We start from the raw sequence: 16,307 nt of genomic DNA on the forward strand, positions 1-16,307 counted from the left end.
CGGCCCGGCCGAAGGACCGGACGCCTGACCGCGGCGATGACGCCGCAAGGAGGATGAGCATGACCCAGAAGATGAGCACGACCCAGAAGGAGACGGCCGCTCTCGAGAGCCCGACCGCCACCCTGCGCAGCAGGCGCATGCTGCTCGCCGGCTTCGGCGCGGCGGCGATCGGAGGGGTGGCGGCCGTCAGCGCGCAGACTCCGGCGCAGGCTGCCGGCCCGATCGTGACGCGGGGCGATTCGGGATCGTCGTCGGTGGCGAACGGCGGCACGGCGACCACGCTCGTGAAGCGCAAGGGCAAGGACGGTGATCTGGTCCGTACGACCGGTTACGCCGCAGCCGGCGACGGGGGTGCCGGGCTGTACCGCTTCGTGAAGAAGGACGCTCCGGCGGCCAACGGCGGCACCGTGCTGGCGGCTCCGAAGGGCGGAGCGTGGCTGCTCGTGCACGGCGGGGTCGTGGACTTCCGGATGTTCGGGATCATGGATGCGAGCGTGAACGCCGACGACGCCCTCGACGCCATGGTGAACGACGCGAGCATCCATCGCATCGAGGGGCACAGCCCCCTCAACTTCGTGCGCCGCCACACGTTCTCACGGTCGAACATCGCCTTCGACTTCGGGGGACACCTCATGACCACGGTCGGCATCGAGAACGCCGGCAAAGACGATCCGTTCGCGGCGGTCATGTTCTTCCGCGGCGAAGTGACCGATGCGGTGCAGGAGGCGAAACTCGGCGAGGTGGTGCCGGATCTCGGCGACATCTTCCCGGTCGCCGATTCGTCGTTCTTCGCTGTCGGCGATTGGTACGCGGCCGAGGTGAACGCGCTGTCGGGTCGTTGGGAGCGCGAGCTGCAGCGCATGGTGCAGGTCACGCAGATCGTGGACGGCACGCACATCCGCATCAACTACAAGAACGGCTGGCCGCTGGGCAAGGATCGCACGATGACCTGGCGCCGGGTCGTGCCGGTGCAGGACGTGACGGTGTCGAACCTGAAGTTCCTCGGCACCGGTACCGACGAGTACACGGGATCGCACCCGCTGGCGTTCGAGTACGCGGTGCGCTGCGACGTCGACCACATCGACGGCACGGGGACCTTCTGGCCGCTCATCCAGCGCCGGTGGAACACCTACTATTCGACCGTGAGCTGCACGCTCAAGAACCCGACCTCGGTCACCTGGGGTGGGGCCGGCTACCTGACGCAGCAGATCTACTGCCTCTACGGATACGTCGCCAACTGCCACACCGCGAACGCCCGGCACCTGAACGACTTCACCGCGAGCGCCTACTGCCTGGTCGAGAACTGCCACGGCGACGGTGACGACCAGGGTCCGTTCGTCACCCACGGGCAGTACGAGCACGACCTCACGTACACCGGCAATTCCGGTCTCATGACGTTCGCGAACTCCGGTGCGGCCTGGGGCTCGGCGGCCAAGCGCATCACGGTGCGCAAGCACGTGTGCTCGTGGTTCGTCGCCCGTGTGCGCATCACCGACCTCACGCTCGAAGACGTGCAGGTGATCGGCAAGCCCTCGCTCGCCGGCTCCGGCATGCTGTGGATCAACGCCGACGGCGCGCAGCTGCGCGGGTGCACGGCATCCGACACCCTCGTGATCACGCAGGCGTCCGACAATTCCGCACGGCCGACGGTGATCGCCGACTCGCACTTCACGTTCGTCGCGCCGGGAGAACTCACCAACGCCACGGTGAAGACACCCGTCACGTTCGTCGACACGGTGCTCGACCGGGTCGGCGGCATGAAGATCGCGGGAGCCGGAGCGGTCACGTTCCGGGGATCGACGCTCACGGCGGCTGACGATGCCGCGCCGATCGCCTCGTCGTCGGAGCGTCTGCGGTTCGAGGGATCGACACTCCGCAACGCCCGTATCGCCGCGGCCAGAGGAGAGCGGCAGGCCGTGGAGATCGCGGGATCGGACGTGGCGGTCAAGGGCGGCACCGGCGTCTCCCGGACCGGCGACGGCGAGCTGCATCTCACGCTCTCCGACAGCACCTTCCGCGCGGAGGGGGCGGCGACGCACGTCGCGGTCACGAAGGGCGCGACTCACTACCGCGCGGTCGGCAACCGCTTCGAGGGCGGGGCGCTGGAGCTGGCGGATGCCGCGTTCGGCGCCTCGTCCACGTTGGTGCACACCGGCAACGTCGAGTCGGGCGTCACGCGCACGGCCTTCCCCGCCGAGGGCCCGCGCGTCGTCGACTCGGCGAACCTGAGGGTCTGAGCCGGGCGCGCTTGCTGGCGCGAGTGCCGCGGATGCCGCCGAGCGCACGGGATGCTGCCGAGTGCACGGCTTCTCGACGTGAAGAAGCCGTGCACTCGGCGAGAACCCGTGCACTCGGCGGGGTGTGGGGTGTGGGGTGTGGGGTGTTGGGGTGTGGGGTGTGGGGGTGTCGGGTCAGAGGCCGGTGACGACGACCAGCTTGCCGACGGCGGTGCCCTGTTCCATCGCGGTGTGCGCCTCGGCGATCTGGTCGAAGGCATAGACCCGGTCGATCGGCACGGTGGCCTCGCCGGCCGCGACCGCATCGAGGAAGCCCTGGAGCACAGCCGGCGGCAGGTCGGCCGCGCCTCCGCCGTACGCGCTGAGGCGCACGCCGCGGGGGATGTACTCGATGGGGTAGAAGTCCTTCACGGTCCACTCGTTCGAGAGCATCCCGGTGAAGCAGACCACGCCGTGCACGCGCGTCGAGCGGAGGGTGTCCGGCAGGGTCGGCGTGCCGACCAGCTCGAGAGCCGTGTCGACGCCCTCGGGCAGGATCGCTCTGACCTGCGCCTGCACGTCGCCGTCGTCGATGAGCACGTGGTCGACGCCGATGCGGGTGAGCGCCTCGGCCTTGCGGGGGTTGCGTGTGGTCGAGAAGACCGTCATCCCGCGCTGCTTCGCGAGCACCGCGGTCGCCATCCCGATCGACGAGGTGCCGCCGCGGATCAGGATCGACTGGCCCGGCTGGGCGTCGAGCCCCACGGTGAGCGACCCGTACGAGGTCTGCAGCATCTCGGGCAGGGCGCCGAGGGTGCCCCAGTCGAGGTCGCTCTCGAAAGCGATCACCTGGGTCGCGGGAACGCAGGTGTACTCCGCGTATCCGCCGTCGTACGCGCGTCCCATCCCGCCCATCACCGCCACGACCTGCTGGCCGGGGGTGAATTCGCCCCCGGGCGCCTCGACGACGACTCCGGTCGCCTCGATGCCGAGCACGCGGGGAAAGGTGACGCCCTCCGCCAGGCCGAGTCGGGTGTGGAGTTCGGAGCGGTTCAAGCCGAACGCCTTCACCTGGATCAGCACCCAGCCCTCACTCGGTGTCGGGATCGGCAGCTCGCGGATGGTGAGGGCCTCAACGGGGCCGGGTGCGTCGAGCACGATCGCGCGCATCATCTCGGTCATGGGGTGACTCCTGTCGTCGGTATGGGCTTGCGCACCCGAAGGGTGGCGAGAGTGGTGGCGAAGTGCTGAAGGTCGTCGGCGGAGACGCTCTGGAACCACGGCTCCAGTTCTCTGCCGAAGGTCTGGGTCGCGATCGTCAACATGTCCTCGCCCGCCGGCGTGAGCGTGATGAACGAGGCCCGTCGGTCGTCGGGGTTCGGTGTGCGCTCGCAATAGCCTGCTGCTTCGATGCGAGCGACCAGCTTGCTGGTGCCGCCCTCGGTGATCGAGAGCTCGGTCGCGATGTCGGAGGCCCGGCAGTTCTCGATCCGGTCGATGGCCCGCATGGGCTCGAACCAGCTCAGCGGCAGGGAATGCTCGGCGCGGAGACGTCGGTCGACCGCCTCCCAGATCTCCATCTCGAAGCGGATCACATCATCGAAGAGTCGATGCAGGTCCACGGCGCATCCTTTCCACGAGCACTGACTTACTTTCCGTGGCAAGTATATGGGCGATTCGGTGGACCGGGCGCGAGAAGGGCGAATCTCACCTGCGGGGGAGGCGGCGGGAGAGGTGCCGGAGCGAGGCGGCGGGAGGAGGCAGGACTAGGTGGAGGAGATGCCGACGAGCTCGGCGCTGCGCTGCCAGAGCGCCTCGGCCAGGGCCGCGTCATCCACCTGCGGATTGACCTTCGCGGTCAGCTGACGCTCGTCGTAGTAGGCGCCGGAGAACCATGTCTCATCGGGGGTGCCCTCGATGAACCAGCGCAGGGTCGCGCCCCCCTTGTCGGCACCGATGAGCATGAGGTGCTTGAGCGGTGTGCGGTAGAGCAGGCGCATGATGCTCGACGAGTCCGAAGCGAAGTTCGTCTGCACGGTGCCGGGGTGGAACGCGACCGCACTCAGCCCGTCGGCGTGGAACTTCGTGTGCAGGCTCTTGGCGAACAGCACGTTCGCGAGCTTCGCGTCGCCGTAGGCCTTGTTCGCGCTGAAGCGGCGGTGATTGTCGAGGTCGTCCACATCGAGGTGGCCGAACAGGCGGTGCGCGATGCTGGAGGTGTTGATGACCGCGCCCTCGGCCTTCAACAGCTGAGGCCGCAGCAGGTTCGTGAGCAGGAACGGCGCCAGGTGGTTGACCTGCATGGTCTTCTCGAAGCCGTCGACCGTGGGGGTCTGATCGCCGAAGATGCCACCGGCGTTGTTCGCCAGCACGTGGATGCCGCCGTCGCCGACGGCCTCCGCGATCTTCGTGGCGAGCGCCCGCACGTCGTCGAGGCGTGCGAAGTCGGCGGTGAACCACGCAGCGCCCGTCTCCGCGGCGACCGCACGGGTCTTCTCCTCCGAACGTCCCACCAGGATGAGTCGATGCGGGGACGACGCGAGCTGGCGGGCGGCCGCCGCGCCGATCCCGTCGGAGGCTCCGGTGAGGACGATCGTGCGCGCGGTCACGGGGTGTCCGCGTCGGTCGACGGGGTGATGCGCTCGACCGCCCTGGTCACGTGCGCGGCGATCACGGCCTGCGCCTGCTCCGGGTCACCGCTCGCGATGGCATCGACGATCTGCTGGTGGCTGCGCACATGCTCTTCCTGCTCGGCAGGGTCGAGAGCGGCGTTGGCGGCATGCAGGAAACCGGTGATGCGTCCGCGCAGCTGGCCGCTCAACTCGTCGAGGAAGCGGTGCTCGGCGAGGTCGGCGAGCGTCTCGTGAAACAGGCGGTCCTGGCGCAGCACCTCGTCGATGTCGCCGGGCGCCGCATCCGCCATCGCCTGGATGATGGCACCGAGACGGGCGGCGGATTCCTCGTTCCACCGCTCCTGCACGCGGATCGCCATGAACTGCTCGAGCACGATTCGCAGGCTCGAGATCTCCTGGAGGTCTTGTGCGCTCAGCTGGGCGACGCGGGCGCCGCGGCGGGGCTCCCGGGTGATGAGGCGCTCCTCGGCGAGACGGGTCAGTGCCTCGCGTACCGGGATGTGGCTGACGCCCAGCCGGTCGGCGAGCTTGCGTTCGACGAGGCGCTCACCGGGGGCGAGTTCTCCGGAATGGATGGCCGCACGCAGCTCGTCTGCGACCTGTTCGGCGATGTTCTGATCCGAGACGCTGCGCATTCGGTGCCCTTCTCGATCCGCGGTTCCGTCTCGTCGAGCGGGCGCGCATTCGTTCGCTCGATGCTATGGCATTTTCCGGATGAGTGGACACGGCGCGGTCGGGTCGGAACCCGGGACGGAAGTCGGCATGGGCCCGGCGTGCTCACGCGAAGAATCGGATCGCCTCGCGGCGGGATACCACGCCCAGTTTGCGGTAAACGCCTCGCTGATGAGTCTTCACCGTGTTGAGGGATATACCGAGGCGCGCGGCGATCTCCGGCATGGTGCGGGTGGTCCGCAGCTGATCGAGCACGTCTCGCTCCCGGGGGGAGAGGGACTCAAGCGGGGAGCCTTCCGTCCGCGATCTCAGGCAGAGAGCGGTGAAGTCCTCGAATTGTGTACCCCGGGAGATGTGCTCGGTGAGAAGCTGGCGAAGTTCGAGCTCACCGTCGCAGAACGGCCTCCGGATGTCTTCCGCAGCGGCGATCTCGAGCGCGCGCTCGCAGAGATCGTGCATCAGGCCGGTCTCCGAGCGTCGCCGATGCAGGAGTGCCTCTGTCGTCAGCATCGCGACTCTTACGTATGAGATGTCGACGTGCTCGCGGGCATTGCGCAGGAGCGCAACCGCAGACACCGGATCTCCCGACCGTCGCAGGATGCCGGCGAAAGAGACTGTGACCAGCGGAAGTCGACTGATGTCACCCGCGCGGCTGATGATGGCGACGGCGCGGTCGCGGCGCCCGCCGGCCTCCTCGAGCAGAGCGGTCAGCATCCTCCGGAACATCGGCCAAGACCACCCATATGTCTCATTGCCGGGCAGGGACTGCATCTGGAGCGCCGCCATCCGCAAATGAGCGGGTTCGCGCGACGCTGCTGCAGCGAGCCCATAGAAGATGCGCGCGACCCCGGCCAGGGAGAGTGCCGTGGCGCCGCTGTGGATGACGCGGAGGCTCTGCGTCATCGCCTCGTCGAGATCGTTTGACCAATAGGCGGCGTAGGCCGCCGTCAATCCGCCGCTTCCTCCGGCGTAGTACGTCCAGGGCGATTCAGGACTCTCCATGCGGTCACCGAGAAGTGGGAGGAGGGCGCGCGCCTCAGTCATCCGCCCTGCCCACCCCAGCGTCAGCGCCAGATGAGCCCTCTCCCGCAGCACGAGCTCTTCCTCTCCTCTGATCTGGGCTTCGCGGATGGCGGCGGTGAAGAGTTCGATGATCCGCTGCGGGCGGCTGCGTTGCCGCATGTGGGCCCAGCCGAGAACGTAGAGCAGGGCGGCCCGATCACGGTGGAATCGCCCCGTGTTCTCGACGAGGAGGGCGGACATCTCGTCCAGTGCTGCGCCCACCTCTCGTCGTTCCTGCAGGAGGAAAAGACGCGCGACAGCGAGCACTGTCCGATAGTCGGGGGTACTCGTTGACTGGTCGGACGCCGCAACCTCGCCCAAGAGCATGCGCGCGGACTCGTGTTGCCCGAGGACGTCTTGAGCGCACGCACGGATCAGGGTGAGACAGGGGTCTGCGGCGTAGCCCGCAGGGAACAGCGCGCAGAGCTGATCGAGTGCGGTCGCTTCGGAATTGACGAGAAGTCCTACCCAGCGGTTGAGGATCGTCTCATATGCGGCAGCAGGATCTTCGGCGCGCAGGAAGTGGTGTGCGGCAGCCAATGGATCCGTATCGACGAGGTGCGCACCGACGATGCCGTGCAACACCTTGGTGCGGCCCGGGGAGACGGACTCGTTGATCGCGCGACATTGACGGGCGAACATGGAGTTCCAACGGTAGACCGGTCCACGCTCGTCACTGAAGCGATCAAGGAACATCCCCCGTCGTGCGCATTCCTCCAGAACGGTTGCGGCGTCTGCTCGACCGGAGAGCGCTGCTGCCAAAGGAGGCGTCAGTTCGACGCCGAGGGTGGTGTCCAGGATGAACTGCGTCAGATCGGAGGGAAGCTGCGAGAAGACGTGGTCATTCAGGTACTCGCGGATCAAAGGATTCTCCGCGAAAGCTCTCGTCCGAGCCGGTCGGGCCCCGCCGAGCAGCACGACGCGCACCGCCATCGGCCAGCCTCCGGTCAGATCGAGCATCGAGCCCGGCGCCATGCCGCCCGGCCCCTCAGGCATCAGCGACTCGATCTCTTTCTCGTCGAAGGCCAGGTCGCTCGTCCCGATGAGGGAGTCCGGCTCGGCGAGCAACTGGCGCGAGAGCATCATCTGGAGCAGCGTCGTGCCGATGAGCACGAGTCGCAATGAGGACGGCGCGGTATCGATGAGCGCGTCGAGCAATCCCCACTGCTGCGGCGCCCCTGCGCGCTGCGCGTCGTCGACGACGAGCACGACAGGCCCTTCCAACTCGTCCATCGTCTCGCAGAGGGCGTGGTAGGTCTCGCCGAGGTCGGTGGGGTGGGGATCGAGTGCGAGGAGCGCGGCATACTGCGTGTCGGTGGATCTTCGTGCAGCAGCCTGCAACGCGGACAAGATTCCGGAGGCCAGCCGCAATGGCTCGTTGTCGAAGCGGGTGAGCGTGATCCATGCGACGGTTGTGTCGGTGTTCGCGGCCCAGTCGGCCACCGCTGATGTCTTGCCGTACCCGCCGGGCGCGCTCACGACCGTCAACTTCCGACGGGCGACGGCCGACGTGAGGATAGCTCTCAGCCGTGGCCTTTCGACCGAGTCACCTTGCCGAGCGGGCGGAGTGAAGCGCGCGTGTACTGCGGCTTGCGGAGCCGCGCGGGAGGACGACACACGGTCAACGTAGCACCGCCGTCGGGGTTCTTCACCCCATACGGGTGAAGTTTCACGTGCCGATCGCGCCGATCGCGTGTAATGGACGCGCGTCAGCGAGTACGAGCCAGGTACGGACTGGGCGCGATCGGGAACGAACCTGAGACATGGCATCCAGGACGCAATCGCCGTCGCGCGTCGACAACGACGTGCGACGTGATCAGACTCTCGCGCTGGGGGGACGCGAGTAGCGGATCAGGACATTGATCGACATCTATAACGCGGCTCACCTGAACCCCACGCGGGCGCCGGCGTCGGTCTTCGTCCTCTTCCGAAGGTCACCGAGGTCCCCAGCCTCGGTGACCACCTTCTTCTCTCTCTCTCTCTCTCTGCTCTGGTGAGATGCGTCACGGCGCAACTGCCAACGGGCATCATCGGACCGCGTCGGCCGGTAGGCTCTGCTATAGCAAAGGTTGCTTGTGAGGCGGGGTGTTCGATGGATGATGCGATGGTGGCGGCGATTCATCTCGGCGCCCGCATCCGCATCCCCCGCACGCGGGCGCGCATCGGCGTCGCCCGACGCGACATCACACCGCCGGTCGGCATCCGCGCCAAGAACTGGGGGCCCGCCGACTGGGAGCGGTCCGAGGGGGCGCATCGTCCGTTCGAGCTGACCGCGCTCGCCGTGATCGCCGCCGACGACCTCCCGCGCGTGCTGCTCGCGGTGGACGGCACCTGGTGGCGTCGCGTCGCCGATGAGCAGGGCGTGCGCGGGGCGATCCTCGACGGGCTGGGGCTCGACCCCGACCAGCTGATGCTCTCGCTCTCGCACACCCATGCCGGTGCGGTGCTGTGCGCCGCCGATGCGCATCTTCCGGGCGGCGAGCTGATCCCCGGATATCTCGAAGCGCTCGCCGCTGCAGGGGTCGCCGCCGGGCGCGAGGCGCTCGACGGTGCGGTCCCCGGCCTGATCGAGTGGACGACCGGCACCTGCACCCTGGCCGCCGACCGTGAGCTCGACGTCGACGGCCGCCCTCTCGTGGGGTACAACCCGCAGGGCACGGCCGACGACACCGTCACGATCGGACGCCTCAGCGTCGACGGTGCGGTGCGAGGCACGCTCGTGAACTACGCGTGCCACCCGACCACGCTCGCCTGGCAGAGCCGTGAGGTGTCGCCGGACTACGTCGGGGCGATGCGCGAGGTCATCGAGTCGGCCACGGGGGCGCCCTGCCTGTTCGTGCAGGGGGCATCGGGAGAGTTGGCTCCGCGCGAGCAGTACACCGGCGACGTCGCGGTCGCCGATCGACACGGACGCTCGCTCGGGCACGCGGTGCTCGCGGCGTTGGACGCGCTTCCCGTTCCCGGAGAAGAGCTGACGCTCGACGGCATCGTCGAGTCCGGTGCACCGCTCGCGATCTGGACGGGCCGGACGGCGGACGGCGGGGAGGATGCGGCGGGTTCGGTCACGAGCGTCGAGCTTCCGCTGCGCGACCTGCCGACGCTCGACGCGCTCGCCGAGGAGTGGAAGGACATCGACCCGCGCTCGCGGGAGGAGCGTCTCGGTCGCGCGCGCAATCTGCGTGACGGATACATCGACGGTCCGACCGTGCGGCACCCTGTCTGGGCCTGGAGGCTCGGCGATGCCGTGATCGTGGGGCATCCGGGTGAGGCGTACTCGCGGCTGCAGACCACGCTGCGCGCGCGGTTCCCCGCGACGCCGATCGTGGTGATGAACCTCACGAACGGCCCGGGGTTCGTGTACCTGCCGACGCGCGATGCCTACGACCGCGGGGCGTATCAGGCGTGGCAGACGCCCCTAGCGCCGGGCGCGCTCGACCTGCTCGAGACGCATGCGGTGGCGGTCGTGGCGGAGCTGCTCGACCACTGACGGCGCCCCCGATACACTTGCTATAGCAAAACTCGAACCTGAGGAGAGCAATGACCGCCCCCACCCCTGCCGGCTCCGTCGCCGTCGTCACCGGAGGATCCGCCGGGATCGGATGGGAGATCGGCCAGCGCCTCGCCGCAGACGGCTACCTCGTCGTCGCCGCCGACCGGGTGCCGGGCCTCACCGCCGACGACAACCCCGCCGGCATCCTGTGGCGCGAGCTCGATGTCACCGATCATGCCGGCGTCGACCGTGTGTTCGGAGAGATCGAAGTCGAGCTCGGGCCGATCGAGGTGCTCGTCAACAACGCCGGCATCCAGCGCCATCGCGGCATCGAAGACCTCAGTTGGGACGAATGGTCGGCCGTGGTCGACGTCAACCTGCACGGGGTGTTCTCGGCGCTGCAGGCGGCAGGGAAGCGGATGCTGGAGCGCGGCGATGGGCGCATCGTCAACATCTCCTCCATCTCGTCGCGCGGCTCGGCCGGTCGTGCGCCCTATGCCACGACCAAGGCCGCGGTGATCGGACTGACCTCGACCGCGGGTGCCGAGTGGGCGTCGCGCGGCGTGCGGGTCAACGCGGTCGCGCCCGGCTACGTCGACACCGGCGTCTTCCGCCAAGGCGTCGAGGCGGGCACCCTCAGCCTCGACACGATCCTGTCGCGCATCCCCGCGAAGCGCCTGGCCGAGGCGAGCGAGATCGCCGCCGCGGTCAGCTTCCTCGTCTCCGACGAGTCGCGCTACATGAACGGACAGACCCTCTACGTGGACGGCGGCTTCATGGTCGACTACGGCGTGCCGCTGGCGAAGAAGCCCGAATGAGCGCGATCGCCCGCATCGACACGGCCACGGCCGTGCTGCCGCTCCCGGCACCGTTGCACCTGGGGGCGATGACGGTGACCCGCCGCGAGTACAGCGCCGTGCAGGCGACGGCTGACGACGGCACGACCGGGGTGGCCTATTGCCTCTCGCGGGAGGCGCCGATGGCCGAGATCGTCGACCGCCTCGTCGCCGTGCACGCGGTGGGTGCCGATGCCGACGACCCCGCGGCGACGTGGGAGCGGATGCTGCGTGGCAGTGCCATCGTCGGAAGGGTGGGTCTGGTGCGGCGCGCGATCGGGCTCGTCGACGTCGCGCTGTGGGACATCGCCGCGCGTCGTGCGGGCGTGCCGCTGTGGACGCTGCTCGGCACGGGTGACGCTCCGCGGGAGTCGATGCTCGTCGCCGCGTACCCGTCTGCCGAGCGGACTCCCCGCGAGGTGGCCGATGAGGTTCTCGCACAGGCGGAGGGCTGGACGAATGTGAAGATCTCCCGCATTCCGGATCCGGCATATATGCGTGAACTGCTCGCCCTGCTGAACGCCGAGCTTCCCGATGCGACCGGTCTGGTCGTGGACGTGGGCTTCGGCTGGCCGGACGCCGACACCGCTCTGGTCGAGATCGCGCAGTGGGGTGACCCGCGCCTCGCGTGGGTGGAAGACCCCCTGCTCCCCGAAGACGCCGAGGGGGTCGCGCGCATCCGCCGGGAGTCGGGACTCCCCGTGTCCGTGGGCGATGAGGTCACCGACCCCGCCGTTTTGAAGGCGCTGGTCGAGGTCGGCGGTGTCGACGTACTGCGACTCGACGTCGTCGCGATCGGCGGCGTGACCCCTGCCCGCGAGATGATCGATTGGGCAGCCTCGCGCGGTGTGCCCGTGTCGGGGCATGTCTATCCTGAGGTCACCGCGCACCTGGGCATCGGTGTGGAGACGTTCGCCCGGGGAGTCAACCCGTACGATCCCGCGCCATCGTTCATCCTCGGCGGTCCGTCGTTCGACGGCAGGGTGCGGCCGACGGACGCGGCGGGCCTCGGCTTCGCGCTCGACCCCACCGTCTTCCGATTCGAGAGGGACTGAGATGACAGACGCCCCCCGCAGCTCCGTTGCTCGAAGCGTCGTGGTGACCGGCAGCGGAAAGGGCATCGGCCGCGCCATCGCCGAACGCCTCACCGCCGATGGGTGGATCGTGGTCGGGCTCGAGCGCTCTTCGGGATCCGGCTCGGTCGAAGACGGCATCGTGGCCGAGGTCGTGTTCGGCGACGCCGCCGATCGCACGGCGCACGAGCGTGCCGCCGCTGCCGCCCGCGCCCGAGCGCCCCTCGCCGGCTGGGTGAACAACGCCGGCATCACCAAGCGCACACCGCTGCACGAGCTCGATGAAGACACCGTGCGCGAGGTGCTCGACATCAACGGCTTCGGCTACATCTGGGGCTGCTCGACCGCCGTCTCGGCCTTCGTCGACCAGGGCGTGCCGGGCGCGATCGTGAACATCGGCTCGATCCACGGCCGCGCGTCCTTCACAGACCACGCCGCCTACGAGTTCACCAAGGGCGGCATCGACGCCCTGACCCGCAGCGTGGCCGTGTCGTATGGCGGTCTCGGCATCCGCGCCAACACCGTCGCTCCTGGCGGCGTGCGCACCCCGCATCTGGAGGCGCAGATCGCGCGCGCGGCCGACCCCGAGGCTGAAGAGCGAGCGCTCGCGGAGGGGCCGCCCATGGGCCGCATCGCCCGCGCCGAAGAGGTGGCAGCGCTCACGGCGTTCCTGCTGTCGGACGAGGCTCCGTACCTGTCGGGGCAGTCGATCGCGGTCGACGGGGCGTGGACGGCATCCTTCGGGGATATCGCGCTCGATCCGGGGTTGCGGGAGCGCTTCGACGCCTGAGCGGGATGCGTCACCGCAGGTACGCGTCCACGAACAGCGCCCCGCGGATGGCCCGCAGCTCGTCGATGATCCGGGCGATGCTCTTCGCGCTCACCGACGACAGCGCCAGGTCGTGCGGACCGAGGGGTTCGAGCTTCCCGGTGCGGATGCGGATGACCTCCCAGCCCGCGGCACGGAGGGCGCGGTCTTTGCGCAGATCGGCATCTTGCCGCTTGCCGACGTGCTCGAGTCCGTGACGGCCGACGGTGTCGTATTCGAGCGCGACCCGCAGCTCCGGAAACACGATGTCGGGCCAGACCTCGGTGTGGCGGAAGAACGGGCGCGACACCTTCACGGCGTTCACGGACGGGTCGAAGGCGATTACCGCCCCGAGCTCCGTTCGCAGGCGGCCCTCCACGGCCGACGCGGGCTTCGGGGCGCACTCGCTGACGAACGCGGTTCCCGCAGGCAGGTCGGGCGTCTTCGTGCAGAGTACGGGCGCCGGGCGAGGGGCTCTACGTGGAAGCGCGCGAGCCTCGCCGAGCACGACCGGCCGTGGGCGGGCGAGCGCAGAGCACTCGGGGCACCATGCGGAGCGGCGCCGCACCTGTCCAGGACGCTCGCGCTGCTCGGTCGGGGTGGCGGCGAACCGGTGCCCGACCGCGCACTCCCAGCACAGGAGCACGTCGGCCGCGAGCGGGATCTGCGACAGCACGATGCCGTGGTTGAGCTCCGGGTGGTACTGCCGGATCAGTTCGGGATACGCCGCCCACCCGGCGCGATAGGTGCCCACCTCATACGGGACAGCGCGACCGCGGGAGAACTGCCGTCGCGCCCACCACTGCATCACCGGTTCCGGCACGCGCCGACGATATCCGTGAGCACCGACACCGCAACATCCCGGGCGAGAGGGCGAAGTCGCCACCCATCCCGATGTCGCCGGTCCGTGCGACGATCCGCACGTCGACAGGAGAACGGGATGCGTGGGGAAGCGACGGTGCTGCACGCCGACCTCGATGCGTTCTACGCCTCTGTCGAGCAGCGTGATGCGCCCGAACTGCGCGGCCGACCCGTCATCGTGGGCGGCGGAGTCGTACTGGCCGCGAGCTACGAAGCGAAGGCGCGCGGCGTCCGCACCGCGATGGGCGGCCGACAGGCGCGGGAGCTCTGCCCCGATGCCGTGGTCGTTCCGCCGCGCATGGAGGCGTACTCCGCCGCCAGCAAGGACGTGTTCGCGATCTTCCGCGATACCACCCCGCTCGTGGAGGGGCTGTCGATCGACGAGGCGTTCCTCGAGGTCGGGGGTCTGAGGCGGATCGCCGGCAGCCCCGAGCAGATCGCGGCACGGCTGCGTGAACGCGTGCGGGCGGAAGCGGGGCTCGCCATCTCGGTCGGGGTCGCACGCACGAAGTTCCTCGCCAAGGTCGCCAGCGCCGTGAGCAAGCCCGACGGTCTGCTGGTCGTCGAGCCCGAACGCGAGGAGGAGTTCCTGCTTCCCCTCCCGGTGGAGCGCCTGTGGGGTGTGGGGGCGGTGACCGCCGAGAAGCTGCACCGCTACGGCATCCGTACGGTCGGAGAGCTGGCCGAGCTGGAGGCCGCCACCGCCGAGCGGATGCTGGGCAAGGCCGCGGGGGCGCACGTGCATGCGCTCGCTCGTCTGCGGGATCCGCGGCCGGTCGACACCGCCCGGCGCCGCGGATCCATCGGCTCGCAGCGCGCTCTCGGCAACCGCCCCCGCTCGCCCGAGGAACTCGACCTCATCCTCACCCAGATCGTCGACCGGCTCGGTCGCCGCCTCCGCGACGGCGATCGTGTGTGTCGCACCGTCGTGCTGCGTCTGCGCTTCGGCGACTTCTCGAAGGCCACCCGCTCCCGCTCACTCCGCGCGCCGACCGACCGCACCGCCGTCCTGCTCACCCTCGCACGCACGCTGCTCGCCGCGGCGCAGAGCGAGATCACCGACCGCGGCATCACCTTGATCGGCATCTCGCTGTCGCAGCTCGACCGCGCCGATCGCGTGCAGCCCGAACTGCCGATCGACTGGGGCGATGAAGCCCGCCTCGACACCGTGCTCGACACCCTGCGCGACCGCTACGGTTCGACTTCGGTGTCGCGGGCGGCTCAGCTGGGTCGTGATCCGGGCTGGTCGTCCCCGATCCTGCCCGAGCACGAGTGAGCCGCACCGCGTGGGGAGGAGAACTCCCTGTCGGGAGGACTCCTGAGCAGGAAAGCTCCTCCCCACAGGGAGTTCTCCTCCCGGGAGGCTGCCGCGCCTCAGGCCTTGAGCATCGACGCGCGAGCGATCAGCCCGTCGACGATGTCGAACGTCGCGATGGTCTCGGTCGCGACGCCCGCGTTGATGACCTGCTCCTGCGCGACGACCCACCGGGTGCCGAACAGCACGCTGGTCTCGATGACGCACGACAGCTCGGGGTTCTGCAGCCGAGGCTCGTAGAACGCGCGGATCGCGGCCGATCCTGCCACGGGCTCGGGCGCGATGCCGGTGATCACGGCATCCTCGGCATAGGTCGCGACGAACGCGTCGAGGTCGTGTGCGTTGAACGCGTCGAGCTGTGCCTGGACGGTGTCGAGTGCGGTGCGGTCGAGTGCGGTGCGGTCAGTCAATGCGAACTCCTCCGTTGACGTCGTAGGTGGCGCCGGTGATGAACCGGGCGCGCTCCGACGCGAGTGATGCGATGATCCAGGCGACGTCTTCCGGCTGTCCGAACGCGCCGAGCGGGATGCCGGCTTCGAGCTTCTCGCGCCCCGCGCCCTGCAGCTGGTCGGTGATCGCGCTCGCGACCGGTCCGGGGGTGACGGCGTTGACGCGGATGCCCTCGGACGCGAGGTGCCGCGCGAAGCTGCGGGTGATCGCGAGGATCGCGCCCTTGCTCGCGGCGTAGTGGATGCCGGTCTGCAGCGCGCCGACCTGGCCGGCGATCGAGGCGATGTTGATCACCGAGCGGTCGCCCTCGGCGGCCCGGAGCAGCGGGAGAGCGCCGCGAGTCAGGAAGAAGGTACCGCGAGCGTTGGTCTCGAGGACCATGTCCCACTCATCGAAATCGATGTCGTCGTACGGGGTGTACGGGCAGACGCCGCCATTGTTGACGAGCACATGGAGCGATCCCCACGCGTCCGTGATCTCACCGACCAGCGCGTCGATCGACTCGCGCTCGCGCAGGTCGAGGCGCGACACGTGCACCTCGGGCGCCCCAGCCGCACGGCATTCGTCGGCGACGCGGAGGGCCTCCGCCTCGCGTCCGGCATACGTGATCCAGAGGGCGGCACCCTCGCGGGCGAGTTCGAGGGCGGCGGCCGTCCCGATACCGGAACTGGCCCCCGTGATCAGTGCGCGACGAGTCATGGGGTCGATGCTATAGCACATCTTGCGCCTGTCGAGCAGGCGTGCCCAGAGCGCCGAGGCGAAAACGGAGACCACTAGCGTCGCCTGCGGCGTGTTGTGGCGAGGCGCGCCCGAGCCGGAGCAGTTCGTCTGGGTTTTCGCCCACGCCCCCACGCCCTCGCGCCCCGAGCCCCGCCCCCGCCGGCCCGCCCC

14 protein-coding genes are annotated in these 16,307 nt (G+C 69.2%); 6 read left to right on the forward strand and 8 right to left on the reverse strand.

Going from position 1 to position 16,307, the window contains the following annotated elements; all coding sequences use genetic code 11:
• Positions 1–59: 59 nt before the first annotated feature.
• Positions 60–2,237, forward strand: coding sequence for a peptidase C14 (locus B2869_RS15100; RefSeq protein WP_292768290.1), 2,178 nt, complete (start codon positions 60–62; stop codon positions 2,235–2,237).
• 174 nt (positions 2,238–2,411) lie between these two features.
• Here the strand turns inward: B2869_RS15100 and B2869_RS15105 are convergent, their stop codons facing one another.
• The 5 genes from B2869_RS15105 to B2869_RS15125 all read right to left on the reverse strand — a co-directional run bounded on the left by B2869_RS15105 (position 2,412) and on the right by B2869_RS15125 (position 8,353).
• On the reverse strand, positions 2,412–3,398 hold the full coding sequence (locus B2869_RS15105) for a zinc-binding alcohol dehydrogenase family protein (protein ID WP_021200226.1): 987 nt from the start codon (positions 3,396–3,398) through the stop codon (positions 2,412–2,414).
• Positions 3,395–3,838, reverse strand: a complete 444-nt coding sequence (locus tag B2869_RS15110; RefSeq protein ID WP_029258875.1) for a MarR family winged helix-turn-helix transcriptional regulator — start codon at positions 3,836–3,838, stop codon at positions 3,395–3,397. Before B2869_RS15110 ends, B2869_RS15105 begins: the two co-directional genes overlap by 4 nt.
• A gap of 144 nt (positions 3,839–3,982) precedes the next feature.
• On the reverse strand, positions 3,983–4,825 hold the full coding sequence (locus tag B2869_RS15115; protein ID WP_292768295.1) for an SDR family NAD(P)-dependent oxidoreductase: 843 nt from the start codon (positions 4,823–4,825) through the stop codon (positions 3,983–3,985).
• Complete coding sequence (locus tag B2869_RS15120) at positions 4,822–5,484, reverse strand: GntR family transcriptional regulator (protein WP_021200229.1); 663 nt, start codon at positions 5,482–5,484, stop codon at positions 4,822–4,824. Before B2869_RS15120 ends, B2869_RS15115 begins: the two co-directional genes overlap by 4 nt.
• Positions 5,485–5,626: 142 nt before the next feature.
• On the reverse strand, positions 5,627–8,353 hold the full coding sequence (locus tag B2869_RS15125; protein WP_292768299.1) for a LuxR C-terminal-related transcriptional regulator: 2,727 nt from the start codon (positions 8,351–8,353) through the stop codon (positions 5,627–5,629).
• A gap of 322 nt (positions 8,354–8,675) precedes the next feature.
• Between B2869_RS15125 and B2869_RS15130 the strand changes: the two genes are divergently transcribed.
• From B2869_RS15130 to B2869_RS15145, 4 genes are read left to right on the forward strand one after another with little or no spacing between them, the layout of a single operon-like run.
• Positions 8,676–10,070: a hypothetical protein gene (locus tag B2869_RS15130; RefSeq protein WP_292768302.1), complete on the forward strand. Its 1,395-nt coding sequence runs from the start codon at positions 8,676–8,678 to the stop codon at positions 10,068–10,070.
• A gap of 50 nt (positions 10,071–10,120) precedes the next feature.
• Positions 10,121–10,891, forward strand: a complete 771-nt coding sequence (locus B2869_RS15135) for an SDR family NAD(P)-dependent oxidoreductase (protein ID WP_292768305.1) — start codon at positions 10,121–10,123, stop codon at positions 10,889–10,891.
• Entirely contained in the window at positions 10,888–11,964 is a 1,077-nt protein-coding gene (locus B2869_RS15140; protein ID WP_292768308.1) for an enolase C-terminal domain-like protein, read from the forward strand. The genes B2869_RS15135 and B2869_RS15140 overlap by 4 nt, the downstream gene beginning before the upstream one ends.
• Position 11,965: 1 nt before the next feature.
• On the forward strand, positions 11,966–12,772 hold the full coding sequence (locus B2869_RS15145; protein WP_292768311.1) for an SDR family NAD(P)-dependent oxidoreductase: 807 nt from the start codon (positions 11,966–11,968) through the stop codon (positions 12,770–12,772).
• Between the two features lie 10 nt (positions 12,773–12,782).
• Here the strand turns inward: B2869_RS15145 and B2869_RS15150 are convergent, their stop codons facing one another.
• Complete coding sequence (locus tag B2869_RS15150) at positions 12,783–13,613, reverse strand: zinc-ribbon domain-containing protein (protein ID WP_292768314.1); 831 nt, start codon at positions 13,611–13,613, stop codon at positions 12,783–12,785.
• Between the two features lie 117 nt (positions 13,614–13,730).
• On the opposite strand from B2869_RS15150, the gene dinB reads away from it, so the two are divergent.
• Entirely contained in the window at positions 13,731–14,927 is a 1,197-nt protein-coding gene (dinB, locus tag B2869_RS15155; protein ID WP_292768317.1) for a DNA polymerase IV, read from the forward strand.
• 98 nt (positions 14,928–15,025) lie between these two features.
• Here dinB and B2869_RS15160 read toward each other — a convergent pair whose 3' ends face one another.
• The gene (locus B2869_RS15160) at positions 15,026–15,376 is read right to left on the reverse strand and encodes a nuclear transport factor 2 family protein (protein ID WP_292768320.1); all 351 of its coding nucleotides are present in this window, start codon (positions 15,374–15,376) and stop codon (positions 15,026–15,028) included.
• Positions 15,369–16,115, reverse strand: a complete 747-nt coding sequence (locus tag B2869_RS15165) for an SDR family NAD(P)-dependent oxidoreductase (protein ID WP_292768322.1) — start codon at positions 16,113–16,115, stop codon at positions 15,369–15,371. The genes B2869_RS15160 and B2869_RS15165 overlap by 8 nt, the downstream gene beginning before the upstream one ends.
• Between the last annotated feature and the right edge of the window lie 192 nt (positions 16,116–16,307).

This window comes from Microbacterium sp. UBA3486 (assembly GCF_002377845.1).
In the GTDB taxonomy this organism is placed as follows: Bacteria; Actinomycetota; Actinomycetes; order Actinomycetales; family Microbacteriaceae; genus Microbacterium; species Microbacterium maritypicum_A.